10 protein-coding genes and 1 pseudogene are annotated in these 15,795 nt (G+C 63.6%); 9 read left to right on the top strand and 2 right to left on the bottom strand.

Annotated features, from left to right (window positions below; translation table 11 throughout):
• Positions 1-311 precede the first annotated feature (311 nt).
• The 3 genes and pseudogenes from ACW2Q0_RS17150 to ACW2Q0_RS17140 all read left to right on the top strand — a co-directional run.
• The gene (locus ACW2Q0_RS17150) at positions 312-845 is read left to right on the top strand and encodes a hypothetical protein (protein WP_457191195.1); all 534 of its coding nucleotides are present in this window, start codon (positions 312-314) and stop codon (positions 843-845) included.
• A gap of 248 nt (positions 846-1,093) precedes the next feature.
• On the top strand, positions 1,094-1,543 hold the full coding sequence (locus ACW2Q0_RS17145) for a DUF6630 family protein (protein WP_457191193.1): 450 nt from the start codon (positions 1,094-1,096) through the stop codon (positions 1,541-1,543).
• A gap of 1,048 nt (positions 1,544-2,591) precedes the next feature.
• Positions 2,592-2,956, top strand: a pseudogene (locus ACW2Q0_RS17140) (thiolase family protein); the annotation flags it as partial.
• A gap of 163 nt (positions 2,957-3,119) precedes the next feature.
• Here the strand turns inward: ACW2Q0_RS17140 and ACW2Q0_RS17135 are convergent.
• Entirely contained in the window at positions 3,120-4,664 is a 1,545-nt protein-coding gene (locus tag ACW2Q0_RS17135) for an MFS transporter (RefSeq protein ID WP_457191191.1), read from the bottom strand.
• A 74-nt stretch (positions 4,665-4,738) separates the two neighbouring features.
• On the opposite strand from ACW2Q0_RS17135, the gene ACW2Q0_RS17130 reads away from it, so the two are divergent.
• The 4 genes from ACW2Q0_RS17130 (at position 4,739) to ACW2Q0_RS17115 (ending at position 11,514) form a co-directional block, all read left to right on the top strand.
• A complete protein-coding gene (locus tag ACW2Q0_RS17130; RefSeq protein WP_457191189.1) occupies positions 4,739-5,362 on the top strand; it encodes a winged helix-turn-helix transcriptional regulator in 624 nt (207 codons plus the stop codon).
• Between the two features lie 430 nt (positions 5,363-5,792).
• Positions 5,793-9,281 (top strand): carboxylic acid reductase, encoded by a 3,489-nt coding sequence (gene car, locus ACW2Q0_RS17125; protein ID WP_457191187.1) that lies wholly within the window; start codon positions 5,793-5,795, stop codon positions 9,279-9,281.
• Between the two features lie 885 nt (positions 9,282-10,166).
• Positions 10,167-10,607, top strand: coding sequence for a hypothetical protein (locus ACW2Q0_RS17120; protein WP_457191185.1), 441 nt, complete (start codon positions 10,167-10,169; stop codon positions 10,605-10,607).
• A gap of 151 nt (positions 10,608-10,758) precedes the next feature.
• Positions 10,759-11,514: a primase 1D-like protein gene (locus tag ACW2Q0_RS17115; protein WP_457191183.1), complete on the top strand. Its 756-nt coding sequence runs from the start codon at positions 10,759-10,761 to the stop codon at positions 11,512-11,514.
• Positions 11,515-11,552: 38 nt separating this feature from the next.
• Here ACW2Q0_RS17115 and ACW2Q0_RS17110 read toward each other — a convergent pair whose 3' ends face one another.
• The gene (locus ACW2Q0_RS17110; RefSeq protein ID WP_457191181.1) at positions 11,553-12,266 is read right to left on the bottom strand and encodes a hypothetical protein; all 714 of its coding nucleotides are present in this window, start codon (positions 12,264-12,266) and stop codon (positions 11,553-11,555) included.
• A 1,276-nt stretch (positions 12,267-13,542) separates the two neighbouring features.
• Here ACW2Q0_RS17110 and ACW2Q0_RS17105 point away from each other — a divergent pair.
• Both ACW2Q0_RS17105 and ACW2Q0_RS17100 read left to right on the top strand, forming a co-directional pair.
• Entirely contained in the window at positions 13,543-14,808 is a 1,266-nt protein-coding gene (locus tag ACW2Q0_RS17105) for a B12-binding domain-containing radical SAM protein (RefSeq protein WP_457191179.1), read from the top strand.
• Between the two features lie 65 nt (positions 14,809-14,873).
• A complete protein-coding gene (locus ACW2Q0_RS17100) occupies positions 14,874-15,659 on the top strand; it encodes an SIR2 family protein (RefSeq protein ID WP_457191177.1) in 786 nt (261 codons plus the stop codon).
• Positions 15,660-15,795: the final 136 nt, after the last annotated feature.

The raw sequence follows: 15,795 nt of genomic DNA, 5'->3' as shown, positions 1-15,795 counted from the left end.
TCGGCCGAAGCGCTGAACTAGCCGAATGCCGGATCCGCTCCCATAAGTCGAGGCCGGTAATCTCCGGTGGATTCGGGAGGAGACAGCGGTGGTGAGTGGCGCGGAGGCTGCGCGTGTAGGCGGGCTGGTGACATCCGCATTGACGACGCAGTTGGAGGCGCTCGGATTCAGCTTGGTTCAGGATCCTGCTCTTCCGCGTCTGGCGATGGGAGAGATCGATACCGCCCAAGTTCGCGACTGCGGAGAGTGGCGTGCCGCACATGGTTTCCGGTGTGACAGCGACGGTATCCGCCAAGCGCGCTGGAGTTGCATTGCAGGCATCGGTATGGATCGAATCCCGAAAGGTCGCCGACCTTGTCAGCGAGCTACCGCCCGGGGCGCGTCTCAATGAACGTCCGTACCTTGTAGGCGCGCAGATCGAACGGCTTGGCTTCGAGGGCTTCGGATTCTACCGCCAAGGCGGGAGCATGATCGTTTCAGCCGATTATCAAGCCTATGCCGCGGTTGACCGCCTCGTGAACTGCGTGCGTGGACCTGCGGAAATATGGTTGGCCGAACGCAACTCGCTGCCGAAGTTGATCGCGCCGGCTCCGACGCCGGTTCCCGGGGCATTGGATCGAGTGAATCCAGGGGCGAAGCGCTTACGTGCCACAGCAGTGCTGTGCCTGCTGAATAACCAGGCCGCAGAGGCGGCCTCACTGGTGGAGCACTACTTGATGCGAAACACCTTCGACTGGTTCGACTCCCGGGAGCGAGTATTGGCCTTCGATGTCGCGTTGCAGGATCGCTTCCCCGACTACCGCTGGGCCCGTCGGGACAACGGGCCCGACCGGCCGGAGGACTGAACCAGGCCATCGGCCGAACGCACTCAATTGCCGCCTATCGCGCGTGTCGAAGCCCGTTGCCGGGGCTGGCGTCAGGTTGTCGGGAAACGATCGTCTGCCTACAAACCCGACACTCACGCCGGTGCGCCGTGCGGCAGATGAGTAGATGAGTGCGTTCGATCTGGGAGGGATTCAAGTGCCTTGTCCGTGGCTCGTGGTAGGTATGACGCCCTGAGAAGTTCCAACGATAGGGACCGGCGATCATTGATATGGACCGCAGCAGGTTGATCACAATCGCGGAGCGGTTGGCTTCGGACGAACCGTCGCTCGCCACGGCGGTTCGGTCTGCGGTAGACGACTACCAAGCGTGTATGCAACTGTACGAAGGTCTGCGCGATGCTGACCTCGTGGGCTACATCGATGCGGCAGATGATCCTGAGCCGGCTCGGGAAACGTTGGAGTCCTTGAAGTTTTGTCCCCCGGCCATGTCGTGGAAGTGGTGGGAGGACCATCGGGACGACATTGACGAGGATGAGGACATCGAGCGGTTCTTGGGTCTGGCGGGAGAGCACAGCCAGCAGCATGGTGTTCTCCTGGTGCAATTCCGCCTGGATGCTGATGCGTGGCTACTCGGTTTCTTCCGCCCCGACGTGGTGCACGAGTTGATCGGGGATGGCTCGCTTCGCGTCGTTCGTCGAGGATGGGAAGACCAGGATTGAGGCGGCTCACCAGAGATCGACGGATCACGTACACGGTCATCGGTTGTGAGAGCACTGCCGGCGGTGGTGAGACGCTCGGCCAGTAGATCTTCCGCAGAACACCCTGCGGACTGGGGCCACAGACCTCAATTCGGCCTCCTCGGCGCCACCTGATGGTGCGAGAACTGCGCCATCTACCGCTGCGAGTCACACCGATGGCGTCGGTTGACCGTTGTGGACATGCCGGTGCTCGTTGTGCTCGATGGATACGAGCGGACGGGCCGATTGCCTGCTTCTGGTGTTTCGGGCGTGGACGATCAGGTGAGCTGGCGTCGGGGGGTGGTCCTGGGGCGGCGGAGGTCGCGGTGTTGGCGAAGTGTCTGTGGTGACCTGGGCTGCCCTTTCGCGGATCCATGCTGGCGTCGGGGTCGATCAGGTTGGGGTTTTCATCGGGGTCCGGTACTCGGGCGTTGGGGCCGGTGTGGAAGGCCTCGCGGTTGATCGGCGGATACGTCGAGCTCCCCTGGGTTGTCTTTCGCGCGCGTTGCTACCGGAACGGTAGGTAGGTGCGGCATGTGAGTTTTTCGGCCTCTGGCATGTCCTGGGTGGCGGGTTGTGGGCGGGTGATGGTGACGGTCAGGGATTGATCGGTGGGCGTGCGGCGGGGCCATATTCCCGGTGGCAGGGCCGGTACCGGCGTGAGCGGGGTGGTGAGCTGCGGCAGGGCGGCGGCGTTGTGGCGGTGTGCCTGGACCAGCTCGTGCAGCAGGCCGGTGGGCGTCGAGAACTGCGCCGGTGCGGGGAAGGGCAGAGCTACGTCGCTCGTGATTCGAGTGCGCTGATCTGCTGGCGCAGTGCCTCGATTTCTTGGTCACGCTTGGCTTCACAGGCGGTGATCGCCTGCCAATCGATGAGATATCGCTTCACCGCGTCGGTGATCGCTCGCTCCCGCTGACGCGCCTGTTCTCGGCGTTCACGAATACGCGCACGCGAACGTTCCAGTCGCTCAAGGGCTTCCGGGGATCGAACTGTCCGCGATGACCGCGGCGGACGACGCGACGACATGACCGGGCAGGTCGGCCCCGACGCCTACAACGCACGGCGGGTAGCGCTGACAGCCGGCCTTCCGGTCGCGGTCCCTGCATACACTGTGAATCGGCTGTGCGGATCCGGGCTACAGGCAATCTGGTCTGCAGCAATGCAGATGCGTTGGGGTGGAGTGGATTTCGCTCTCGCCGTGGCGATGAGAACATGTCCCGCATGCCGTTCTACGACTTCGGCGCCCGAACCGGATACAAGCTCGGCGATCGCCGCCTCACCGACGGCACGGTGGCGATGCTGACCGATCCGTTCAGCGAGGTGCACATGGGCGTCACCGCGGAGAACGTCGCGCGCAAGTACGGGATCGATCGGAAGATGCAGGACGAATTCGCGGGGCATTTCTTCACTCCGGTCCGGGCTGCCCGGCTCAGCAGCCCGGACCGACGGTGGTGAGCGTCAGTTTTTTGCGTCGGTGGTCAATCTTGTGATGTCCCACCGCCTCCGCCGAGAAATCCGGTTTACCGGTAGCAGCTCGGTGTCCGCGGCGTGTCCGGACTCAGGCCACGGTCATCGAGTTCGATTCGTCCGCATCGGCGGGAAGGGCATGCTGGAACCGTCGGCCGGGTAGCGCGACCAGACCTGCACCGGCCGCTATGTAGCAGAGGGTGGCGACGACGACGCAGCACGCGGAGAGGCCGGACAGGAACGAGTGCTGTGCGGCGGTGAGCAGGGTCGGATTGTGTGCGGCAATTGCGAATGCGACCGGCACCGAGTCGGCGGCTTCGGTGACATGCCCGGTTGCGGCGAACGCGCTGTCGTGCAGGCGGGAAGCGAAGATCGACGCGAACACGGAGCCGAGCACGGCGACTCCCAGTGTCGAGCCCAGCTCGCGGGTGGCGTCGTTGACCGCCGAGCCGACACCCGCCCGGGACGGGGGAAGTACGAGCATGATCGACTCGGTCGCCGGGGTCGAGATCAGCCCCATACCCACGCCCATGAAGATCATCTGCGGGACGATCACGGTCCAGTAGGACGTGTCGGCGTCGACGGTCGCGATCCATGCCATGGCGGTGCCGAACGACAGCAGCCCGGTGACCACCACTGCGCGTGTGCCCACGCGAGGGGCGATCAGCCCGCCGACTATCGAGGCAACCGCGATCGACAGCGCGACCGGAAGGAATCGGGCACCGGTCGACAGCGGGCCGAACCCGCGGACCAGCTGGAAGTACTGGGTGATGAGGAAGATGAAACCGGCCAGCGCGAAGAAGACGACCGAGACCGATACGCTGGCGGCGCTGAAGCGGCGATCGGTGAACAGCCGGATGTCGAGCATGGGATGCTCGGCCGCGCGTTCGACCACCACGAAGGCGATAACCAGCCCCGCGGCGACCGCGAACCCGATCAACGTCGCGCTGCTGTGCCAACCGCGCGCGGGGGCCTCGATCACCGTGTATACGAGCGCTCCGAGCAAGGCGATCGAGATGGTCAGGCCGCGGAAGTCCAGCTTGGGAACGGCGACGTCACGCGATTCGGGCACCAGGAAGAATCCGAGAACTGCGGCCGCGAGCGCGATCGGCACCAGCGCCCAGAACACGCTGCCCCAGTAGAAGTGCTCGACCAGCGCTCCGCCGATGACCGGGCCAGAGGCGACGGCAACCCCGCCGACTGCACCCCACCCGCCGAACGCGGCGGCGCGTTGTTGGCGGTCGGGGAAGGTGTTGGTGATGATCGACAGCGTGGTGGGGAAGACCAGCGCGGCGAACGCTCCCATACCGACTTGGGCCGCGATCAGCGCACCCGTGCTGTCGACCATGGCTCCTACTGCACCGAAGGCGGCGAACCCGAGGAGTCCGAGCAGCAGTGCCGGTCGTCGTCCGTAGCGATCCGACAGACTGCCCGCTGCCAGCACCAACGCGCTGAATGCGAGGTTGTAGCCGTCGGCCACCCACTGCAGTCCGCGGGTGCTCGCGTGGAGTTCGCGCGCAATGCTGGGCAGCGCAACATTGACGATTGTGATGTCAAGGTTGATGGCTAGCACCGCTACATAGACTGATATAAGGATTCCTGCCTTGACCCATGCAGGTTTTTCTGTTTTGTTCATGAACACACCTCAATTCGCGACTAGACTTGATCTTGACACGGTCAAGCACACTTGAGAATGTCAAGCAGGTAAACATGAGTCGAAGTTACAGCCATTACTGCGGTCTGGCCCGGGCGCTCGATGTCGTGGGTGACCGGTGGAATCTGCTCATCGTCCGTCAGTTGCTGGTGGCCCCCGCCCGCTATCGCGAGTTGCTGGAGGGGTTGCCTGGCGTGGCGACCAATCTGCTCTCGGACCGGCTCCGTGATCTCGAGGCCGCCGGGGTCGTCGAGCGCCGGCTGGCCGACGAGGGCAATGCGGTGACCTACGCGCTCACCCCATGGGGAGCGGGGTTGCGGGAGCCGATCGAAGGGCTGATCCGGTGGTCGGCGCCGTTGATGGCACAGAGCCTCGACGGGGACCGTTTCCGCCTCGAATGGCTTGCTGTGGCTCTGCCCGCGCTGCTGGGCGGCCGGGTGGAGGCAGGTCGGCCAGCGACGGTCGGGGTGGGGATCGACGGGCAGCTGCTTCAGGTGCGGGCGACCGGTTCGGGTGTGGATGTGGGTCCGTATGACGGTCGGGTTCTCGATGCTGTCGTGCGTGCGGAGGCCGCGATCATTCTCGGTCTGGCGGCGGGCATGCTCGACCTCGGGGAAGTCCGTGCGCTCGTCGATATCGTAGGCGATGAAACCGCCCTGAGCGCCATCTTCGGTACGTGAAGAGCCCCCGCACTCGCCACCGCCGCGTCATCGGTGGCTGCCGGACCCTCCGCAGCCGGAACCATCCCCGGCCGCTGTCGACAGGTGACTGATCGCCAGGACCGCGGCGCCGACGGCAACGCTTGACTCGCCAACCCGAACCCTCCTGCCCCGGAACACAACTGGCGAAGATCATCCACCAATCAACCAGAACAGGGGCGACACCCGAGAACGACATCGAGCGCCCGGGCGAGACCGCAGTACTGACTGTAACTTCGACTCATGTTTACCTGCTTGACATTCTCAAGTGTGCTTGACCATGTCAAGATCAAATATAGTCGCGAAACGGATCGTGCATCGTCGGCTGCCCGGGATCGCGGGCCGGTCGTCGGGCCGTGTTCAGAGAGGTCGGGATATGGGCCAAACAGCTCAGCAGATGGTAGAGCGCACGATGAAACTCATCGTAGAGCGGGTGATGGAGGTCGTCGGTCGCGACGAGCAAGTCCTTGCGTCCATGCCGACCTTCGAGGTCGGCGTGGCGATGGCGCAGGACGAAGGTCCGCTCGCAAGGTCGATCGAGACGCTCATGCGGGAGTACGCCGACCGCCCGGCGCTCGGCATGCGCGCGACCGAATTCATCACCGACGAGAGCGGTCACACCCGCGGGCACCTGCTGGCCCGCTACGACACCATCACCTACGGCGAGCTGTGGCGCCGGATCCGGTGCGTCGCGGCGTCCTGGCACCACGACGCCGAATATCCCACCCGGGCCGGGGATTTCGTGGCCATCCTCGGTTCCTCCAGCACCGACTACACGGTGATCGACCTGGCCAGCACCGCGCTGGGCACGGTGACGGTGCCGCTGTCGTCCGGGGCCCCCGCCGCGCAGCTGGCGCCGATCGTGGCCGACACCGAGCCGCGGGTGTTCGCGGCCGATGTCGAACAGCTCGGCGTCGCAGTGGATCTGGCGCTGGAAGCCCATTCGGTGCGCTCGCTCATCGTGTTGGACCATCACCGCCAGGACGACGATCACCGCGCCGCGCTGGAGTCCGCGCGCGCCCGCCTGGCCGGACGCCCGATCGTCGTGCGCACGCTGGCCGAGGTCCTCGCGCACGGGGACGAACTGCCGGACGCGCCGCTGCACACCGGCGCGGGCGAGGACGCGCTGGCGCTGCTGATCTACACCTCGGGCAGCACCGGAACCCCCAAGGGCGCAATGTATTCCGAGCGGCTGGTCACCAGGCTGTGGCGTAGTGGCGCCGCCCAGCCGTTACCGGCGATCGGTTTCAGCTTCTTGCCGATGAGCCACATCGCCGGGCGCACCTCGCTGCTGATGTGTCTCACACACGGCGGCACAATGTATTTCGCGGCGCGCAGCGACATGTCGACGCTGTTCGAGGATCTCGCACTGGTCCGCCCGACCATGATGATCTTCGTGCCGCGCGTGATCGACATGCTGTTCCAGTGGTTCCGCAGCGAGGTCGACCGCCGGGTGGCCACGGGCGGCGGCGTGCCCGAGACCGTCGAGGGTGAGGTGAAAGCCGAACTGCGCGAGCAGGTTCTGGGCGGGCGGTTCATCCTCGCCATCACCGGCAGCGCCCCGCTGTCCGCGCAGCTAAGCGAGTTCATGGCCTCGGTGCTCGGATTCGACCTGTTGGACGGCTACGGGTCGACCGAAACCTCGGGCTCCTTCATGCGAAACAACATCCTCGAGCGGCCCCCGGTGACCGACTACAAACTCGTCGATGTCCCCGACCTCGGTTACTTCGGCACCGACAAGCCCTATCCGCGCGGGGAATTGCTGATCAAGTCCGAGAACCTGATCCCCGGCTACTTCAAACGGCCCGAGCTGAACGCGGAGATCTTCGACGCCGACGGCTTCTACCGTACCGGCGACATCATGGCCGAACTCGGGCCCGACCACCTGGTGTACGTCGACCGCCGCAACAACGTGCTCAAACTCTCGCAGGGCGAATTCGTCGCGGTGTCGAAGCTCGAGATCGTCTACGCGGCCAGCCCGCTGGTACGCCAGATCTACGTCTACGCCAGCAGCGAGCGGTCCTATCTGCTGGCGGTGATCGTGCCGACCGCCGATGCGCGTGCCGCGCACGCGGATTCCGGCGATCTGACCGCCGCGATCACCCGGTCGTTGCAGCAGGTGGCCCGGGACGCGGAGCTGAACTCCTACGAGGTCCCGCGTGCGTTCCTGATCGAGACCACGCCGTTCACCCAGGAGAATGGGCTACTGTCGAGCGTCGCGAAACTGTTGCGGCCCAAGCTGAAGGTCGTCTACGGCCAGCGGCTCGAGCAGCTGTACGAGGAACTGGCCCGCGCGCAGGAGGACGAGCTCGCCGCGCTGCGCCGTGAGGCCGCGGACCTGCCGGTGGTCGAGACCATCGGCCGCGCGGCCCGCGCGCTGCTGGGCTGCGCGGCCACCGACCTGCGCCCCGACGTGCATTTCACCGATCTGGGTGGCGACTCGCTGTCGGCGTTGACGTATTCGACGCTGTTGCAGGAGATCTTCGGGGTGCCGGTGCCCGTCGGCGTGATCGTCGGTCCCGCTACCGATCTGGCGCAGCTGGCCGCCTATATCGAGGCCGAGCGGCAATCCGGCGGCGCGCGGCCCACCGCCGCCACCGTGCACGGCGCCGGGACACGGATCCGTGCCACCGACCTCACTCTGGACAAGTTCGTCGACGCGCCGACGCTGGCCGCGGCCTCCAGCTTGCCGCGGGCGCCACACCGGCCCGCCACGGTGCTGCTGACCGGCGCGAACGGCTACCTGGGCCGGTTCCTGTGCCTGGAATGGCTACAGCGGCTCCACGATTCGGGCGGACGACTGATCTGCGTGGTGCGCGGCAGCGACGCCGCCGCCGCGCGCGCCCGGCTCGACGAGGTGTTCGACAGCGGCGACGCGGACCTGTCCCGCCACTACCGGGCGCTGGCCGCACGCACCCTCGAGGTGCTGGCCGGCGACATCGGCGAACCGAACCTCGGCCTGGGCGAGCAGGATTGGCAGCGGCTGGCCGACACCGTCGATCTGATCGTGCATCCGGCGGCCCTGGTCAACCACGTGCTGCCGTACGAACAGCTGTTCGGACCCAACGTGGTCGGCACCGCGGAAGTCATCCGGCTCGCGCTGACCTCACGCCTCAAGCCGGTCACCTATCTGTCGACGGTAGCGGTCGCCGCCCAAGTGGCTCCGGAGACCTTCACCGAGGACGGCGACATCCGCGAGATCAGCCCGGTGCGCGCCCTGGACGACGGGTACGCCAACGGCTACGGCAACAGCAAATGGGCCAGTGAGGTGCTGTTGCGGGAGGCGCACGACCTGTGCGGCCTGCCGGTGGCTGTCTTCCGCTCGGACATGATCCTGGCTCACTCGCGGTACGCCGGTCAGCTGAACGTGCCCGACATGTTCACCCGACTGATGCTGAGCCTGCTCGCCACCGGTGTGGCACCGAAGTCCTTCTACACGACCGACGCCGCGGGCAACCGCCCGCGCGCGCACTACGACGGGCTGCCCGCCGATTTCACCGCCGAGGCGATCACCGTGCTCGGCACACAGGTCACCACGGGCTTCGAAACCTTCGACGTGCTCAATCCGCACGATGACGGCATCTCCCTCGACGAATTCGTCGACTGGCTGATCGAGGCGGGCCACCCGATCGATCGGATCGGGGACTACAACGAGTGGTTCCGCCGGTTCGAGACCGCGCTGCGCGCACTGCCCGAATCACAGCGCCGGCATTCGCTGCTGCCGCTGCTGCACGCCTACCGCTATCCTGCTCCGCCGACCCCGGGCTCGGCGTTGCCCGCCAAGAAATTCCAGGCCGCGGTGCAGGCCGCCGAACTGGGCCCCGATCACGACATCCCGCACCTGACCCGGGAGCTGATCGAGAAGTACCCCCGCGATCTGGCGCAACGAAAGCTGGTGTAGGCCGGACACGTTCGTCCCACTCAACGACGGGCGGTGTTGTGCCCGTTGCTTCGAAACACAGCCCGAGGGCGTCCCGGCAGCTGCCGGGACGGCCCTCGGCGTCGTATCGCCGCCCGGCCTACGAGCAGGGCCGCTAGCGGACGGGAAGGTGCCTATCACCACGGTGGCCGGACGCGATTGCCAGCGGTGTCGCGGTGGCCCTGCGTGTCAGGCCACAGTGCCGGAAGGACTTCCACTGGTCGCCACCGTCGCCCAGCTCGCCGCCGCATATCCGGCAGATCCGAGGCGCCTTCGCCAAGAAGACAGGCATCGTCTTCCGCAACCCGACTGCCCGGATCCCCGTCGGAGCCGATCAGTGACTGAGTGGCTGTGTGCGAGTGACGATGGCCCGCAAGACATGCCGGGGCCAAGCCGGTCCCCAAGCGAGTTGCAACGCGAGCCGATCATCGGGTTGTTCGAAGGGTTGTACCAAACTGTCGCTGCCCGTCCGGCATCGTCGAAAGCGCTGGCGGACTTCGCGTTCCCGACAGCCCTGGACGAGGCACAGATCGCACCCCTCTACTGTTCGGTCACGACCATCGACAACCGAGGCCGGCTCACTGCCAGATCTGCAGTAAGAGTGCTGGGTTGGGCTCCAGGGCAACCGCTTTCCATGGACGTGGAGCGCGGCGTGGTAAAGGTTCGGCGCTCGCGCGATGGCCGGCCGCTCCAACAACGCAGGTTTCTGATACTTCCCTCCGATATCCGCAACAAGTGTCGGCTGTATGCGGGTGATCGGGTGTTGATAGCGGTGTCCCTCGCCGATGAGGTACTCGTGGTATACCCGCCCCGGATGTTGACGGCGGCGCTGTGGGCATACTTCCCAGCCCCCTGGCAGCACGGGCGATGAAAGACGCCGAGGTGGCCGAACTGCTGCAGGCGATCTCGCGGCTGGGCTTGACGGTCGTAGGAAAGAATCTCACAGCGGCGGGTGTCGAGGTGCCGACATTCGGTGAGTTCGTTCCTCGGGTGTCGTGCGCTGCGTCGGTGTTGCAGCGGGAGAGCTACACAACGTACTGGCGAATTCTCGTGGTGGAGTGGGGGCACCGGCGTTTGAGCGAGCCGACGCCCACCGAGATCCTTCATCTGATGAATCGGCACAAGGCCAACGCCGTGGTCAGGTCGAATTGGCGTGGAGGTACGGGCGCGGCCAGGAACTTCCTGCACGCGGTGCGGTGTTTGTACCGCTTCGCCGAGATGGACAGCTTGATTGCTCCGGCGGACAACCCCGCGGTCAAGGTGTCGGCCATGTCGGACGGCTTGGACGGAGCGCAGCCTATGCGTTGACCCAAGCAGGGTGCACGGTAAGCGCAGCGGTCGTCGTCGCGCGAAGAGTCAATCCCGGCTACTCCGAGGTGGCCCAGGAGTTCTGGAACGGCCAGCAGGCGAAGACGTTCGACTGGACCGCGAGTCCCGTTGTGAGCGAAGGGAATAAGGAATGATCGGCACGGGATCTCCGACCTGGCGTGCGTGCCGCGGGGCAGGTCTGGCCGAGTCGATGTCGGAACTGCTCTCGTGTGCGGGCGTTACGTCGGTCTTCCTGGAATCTACTCGGCGGCAGCCGTCGCTGCGTGGAGGAGACATCTCCGATGAAGCACAGTCGTTGACCCGCGCTGCCCGCAGCGAATACACCGATCGCAGATTCGGCTTCTGGGATTTTCTTCTCTCCAGTGCTGTCGACTCGTCTGCTCAGACGCGGATCGCGTTGTGGAAGCGCGCGATCAAACACGACGAGCAGACCAATGATCTGGAGGAGGTCGATAGTGTCGGCTTCATGCGGCAGTTGAGCAACGCGGCGTTCTCCGACCTCGATTCGCGCCGGATCGTCTCGCTCACCTCGCAGGTCCGCGTGGGCGGCACGGACACCGAGCTGCATTTGCCCATGCTGGATTTCGCGCTCGCGGCCTCATCGCACAACGACACCGTCGCGGTCGAGATGCTCGATGAACTGGGTCTGAGCGGCAACCTCTACCGGTCGGGACGAAGCTATCACTATTTCGGGGCGACCCCAGTGTCCACGACTGCCCTGACGTCCACTCTGGCCAGGGCGCAACTGCTGGGTCCACTAGTGGACCACCGGTGGATCTCCCATCAGTTGATCAACATCCGCTGTGCCTTGCGAATATCGACCGATTCAACCCGTCACACGCAAGCACACGTGCTCGTAGCGACGACCCTGGATGCGGTGAACTAGCCGCCGTGCGTGGTCGCTGTGAGAGCCTGGGGGCTCGGCTATTGCACGGTGGCCAGAAGGTTGTTGGTGAGCCACCCCAGCACGGGCTCGGCGGGATCTCCCGAGGAGGTCACGAAGATGTCGTTGCAGCCGTTGACGCGTTGCATCTGATCCCGCGCTTCACCCAGCGTCGCAGTGATCGACACGAAGCCGATGGCTTTGGCAAGGATCTTGTTCTCGGGACTGGCCAGGAGGTCGTCGAGCGAGGCCTGCGCGTACGTTTCCGGTGTCACGGTGCGCGCGTAGGAGTCGAGCAGTGATTGGTGAATGACGAATTTGACACTTCCTTTGTCGTCGAGGATGGGGACGCGCTTCTTGCCGGTCACTGTGATGATCGTCGCGATGGACTCTACGGTGATCGCGCCGATCTGTTCACCGCTCGTGGCCGCACGGACGATCATCTGGGCGCGACGGATCATGACATCGGAGACGGAATCATCCTTCTTGTACCCACCCGACAGCCGTAGCGTCGATTGGGTTGCGGCTTCGAGGTTCTCGCGGGCGAAGTAGAACGCCAATACGGTGCCCACCCAGGTTCCGAACAGCGGTAGCACGGACGAGAACACGAGTTGTGAGGCGCTGCCTTTCTCTCCGGGTTCTGCCATGGTGACGACAAGCACCGATATCGCGGTGATCGCCGCAAGGCTCAGGCCGACCAGCCATGCTGCCAGCCTGGCTCTGAACGTGGTTTCCTTGGTACTGCGGAACTTCAAATTCTCGGTTCTCTCTCGAATGTTCCCGGTCCGGTCAGACTGTGTGCTCGTGCGCAGAGTAGCGGGAGGTGCTGAGGATCTGTGACCGCGACAGGCGGCAGACGTGTCCGGCCAAGCGAGCACCTCGGATCTGGCGACGCAGCAAGTCCGCCTTCCCCCATCAGTAGGTTGAGCATGTCGCGCACACCTCGACTGAAGCTTCTTTCGGCCCAGTATGTTCCGCTTTTCCAAGTGTGGTGTGGGACGCCCACGTGCTCTCGACCCCACGACCGGTATGTTAGCGGGTGCCGGACCTCAGGTCAGGGGTTGCCGCATAGTCGCCGTCAGGGTGCGGGTTCCCGGTCACCCTGCGGCCGCTGATCGTGCGTTCTGATGGAAAACCTGCCGCCAGAACGGCTGGACATTCACGCACACCGGTGGCTGCTATGACCAGGGCGATCTTTGCGGACACGCACGGGATCTATGCCAAAGGACGAGTACCACAACGAATCCCAGTACCGAGGGCGCCAGACGGTGAGCAATACCAGGGTCGGGCAACGTCCACTTTGACGAGTGGGAGTCGGCGGGATTTCTGGAAGATTCGCTGGGGTGCCCTCACGACGCCGGGTAGGATCAGATCTCCACCAACGTTTTCCGGAGGCTCTGGGCTCGCGGAACGCCACCGCGCACAGAATCGCCGCCCCGATCCAGCCACCGCTGTCATCCCTCCCGGCGCCCGCTGCCCACGAGCAACTCGACGAATTGGTCGGGCAACGGATCTCGGTGTGGGTGTCGGCGCGCAGCGCCCCGAGGCACCCGAACCCCAAACGCCTTACGAATGCGCCTCATCTCGGCTGCAGCCCGACTGGCCAGCCATGCCCGCCGCACCCAGCTACGGTTCTCGGCGCACTGGCCTTACATCGACCTGATTGCGACCACCCGGGTGCCGTCTGCTATCCGGCTGACCAGAACCAGCCCATCCCTAACGAAATGAAAAGGACAATATCCCCGGGTCCATGCAACCCAGCAGTCACCCCGCTGACTGGGCCACCGGCCGGAGACCAGCCGCAAACACCGATCTAGACCCGATCAGGCCAGCACACTATCCCTGCGCCAGATCGAGGCTAGGTTGAGCGCAGTCGTCCTAGCACTGTTCGGACTACGACTGGCGACACCCGGATGGCATCCGGATCGTCGGATACGCGAGATACCAATGCCTGTCAAACATCCATGATCGCTTGAGTTGCAACCACCATCCCGGTAGTATTCAAACACTTGCAAATAGGGAGCATTGACAATGAAAGTATCGATTGTATCCGCCCCTTGCGTTAATGCCTACATCAATCTTGACTACAATTTCGTTGAAATAGGTGAAGTGGCCGCATATCTGGAGGAGATAGAAGGCCATGACATCAGCGTTGTAGACGGGGTAGTTCCAGGTACCAACTGGTCAGACCTTCTGGAAGTCGCTCTCGGCGAGCCCGCCAAGATCATACTGCATGCCAGCATGGAGAATTTACTTGAAACCGACCGATACATCAAGATAATTCGCGAGATTTCCCCACGAACCCAAACAATTGTTTACGGCAGAGGGGCATACCATCTGCGCCGACTATTCCAGAAGGCCGGTGCGGACTGGATTGTGGTTGAACAGGACTGGGAAATCGGAATTTCTGACGCACTTCGAGCATCCGAGCCCACCCCGCTGGCCGGCGTATTGAGCCGAAAGGTAGACGAGTATCTTCCGCCTTTATCAGCTCACCAATTGAGCGGCGAGTGGCAGCTACCATCACTCAAGCTATTGCCCATCGAAGGATATTCGCTCATCCCCTCCGATGAATCATATCCTCAGCGACAGAATGAACGAGAACTTGCAGTTGGCATCTCCCGCGGCTGTGACAGCTATTGCGGGTACTGCCCGATTCCCGATGTAATGGGTAAACGTGAGTTATTTCGCCGCGACCTTACGAAGCTGGCCGCCTACCTAGCTGCGGCACATCAATCCCACGGGTTCTCCGCAGTCTCACTATTCGGCGCCAACTTCACTCGACACCGCGATTATACACTTGATTTCTGTCGACGTGTCTCAATTGATAGAACGGGTCTCAGCTGGAAGTGTGTAACATCTGCCGACTTTCTTGATACGATCCTGTTAGACACTATGGCGGCTGCTGGTTGCTCTCGCATCGCCATCGGTGTCGAATCGCTCCATCCGGATGGAAGAAACAGATTCGGTTGGAGAATCGATGCAAGTCATGTGGAGAGGCTTGCCCGTACCTGCGCGAGCCGCCACATGACCCTGATCTGTTTCGTCATGGTCGGCCTTCCAGGTCAGACTGCATCGGAGGTGGCGGCTACGCTTCGCTATATTGATTCTGCTGGCGGCGTGCCACGCCCGATGACCTACGTGGACTACCGACGAGTAGCCCGCTCAGCTGATTTCGCCGATGTCTTTTGGGCCAACCGCAAAACAGTTCTAGGCCCCTTGGCTCGCGGTGAACTGTCAGTACATGACACGGCGATGATAGTGCACTCATGGCGCAAATGGCTCGACGAAATTTGATAGCCAACGATAATTCACCCTGCGATGCGCGGGATGCACCCCAATCTTACAGAGGAGACCAAGAATTGTTCCCAGAAGGAGTAATCGCACATCTGGCTCGGCAGGCCACCGAAGGACGGCTCGCCGTCTTAGTCGGGGCCGGGCTATCAATAGGTGCCGGTTACCCCGGATGGGCAAAACTCTTCGAACCTTTGGCAACGGCGCTGGGTGGCGCAGGAACCGACGGCCTTCCCGATGACCTGCCAACATTGGCTGAGGCCTACGAGGCGGAATTCGGTCGAAACAGCCTCATAGCGCACCTGCGTCGCGAACTGCGCACTAGCCGAGCGCCGACCGCCGCTCACATCGCATTATCAGAACTGGACCTGGGCCAGATCATCACGACCAACTATGATCTTCTTCTTGAAGACGCAATTTCGGGTAACGCCGATGTCGTTGTTCGAGACTCTGATCTAGCTTATACTGCGTCTGCGCGCACGCGAATTATCAAACTGTGCGGCGATATCGCCAACCCAGAAACGATCACAGTAACGCGACGAGATTTTGCGGTTTATGGATCGAGAAAGCCGCGAATGGCCGAATTTGTGCGAGCTCTACTCGAAACACATGAGCTTCTCATTCTTGGCGCCAGCCCTGGCGATCCTGAATTCAACATGCTATGGGACTTGGCGACAGCCGGACTAGGCGACCACAAACCCGTCGGCTGGATAGTCGGTGGTCCGACAGCCGCGCTTCAGCAGCGTCTTGCCTTTACCCGAGGTCTGCGCACTGTCGAATTGGACGGCAGCATAGGACGAACAGCAGCACTGGCTCAATGGCTCCGGCAACTCGCCGATGCTCGCCATGTATGAGTCGGATCTGGTCCATGCCTGGACATCTGGCACGCTACTCGTCGTCCTGGGTCCCGAGGTAGATCCAAACGTAGAACCCGGTCTGCGAGCAGAGGCTCTGCGACAGTTTGAGCGCCCCAGTCACGACAGCACGCCA

The sequence above is a fragment of the Nocardia citri genome (genome assembly GCF_054065835.1).
The sequence above is the reverse complement of the archived record's forward strand: the minus strand, read 5'-3'. Positions and strand labels throughout refer to the sequence as shown.

Excerpts from the sequence above, each read along its gene's own strand:
- ACW2Q0_RS17105 (WP_457191179.1), top strand. The coding sequence starts at position 13,543 with ATGAAAGTATCGATTGTATCCGCCCCTTGCGTTAATGCCTACATCAAT.
- ACW2Q0_RS17135 (WP_457191191.1), bottom strand. The coding sequence starts at position 4,664 with ATGAACAAAACAGAAAAACCTGCATGGGTCAAGGCAGGAATCCTTATA.
- ACW2Q0_RS17120 (WP_457191185.1), top strand. The coding sequence starts at position 10,167 with ATGAAAGACGCCGAGGTGGCCGAACTGCTGCAGGCGATCTCGCGGCTG.
- car (WP_457191187.1), top strand. The coding sequence starts at position 5,793 with ATGAAACTCATCGTAGAGCGGGTGATGGAGGTCGTCGGTCGCGACGAG.
- ACW2Q0_RS17145 (WP_457191193.1), top strand. The coding sequence starts at position 1,094 with ATGGACCGCAGCAGGTTGATCACAATCGCGGAGCGGTTGGCTTCGGAC.
- ACW2Q0_RS17130 (WP_457191189.1), top strand. The coding sequence starts at position 4,739 with ATGAGTCGAAGTTACAGCCATTACTGCGGTCTGGCCCGGGCGCTCGAT.
- ACW2Q0_RS17115 (WP_457191183.1), top strand. The coding sequence starts at position 10,759 with ATGATCGGCACGGGATCTCCGACCTGGCGTGCGTGCCGCGGGGCAGGT.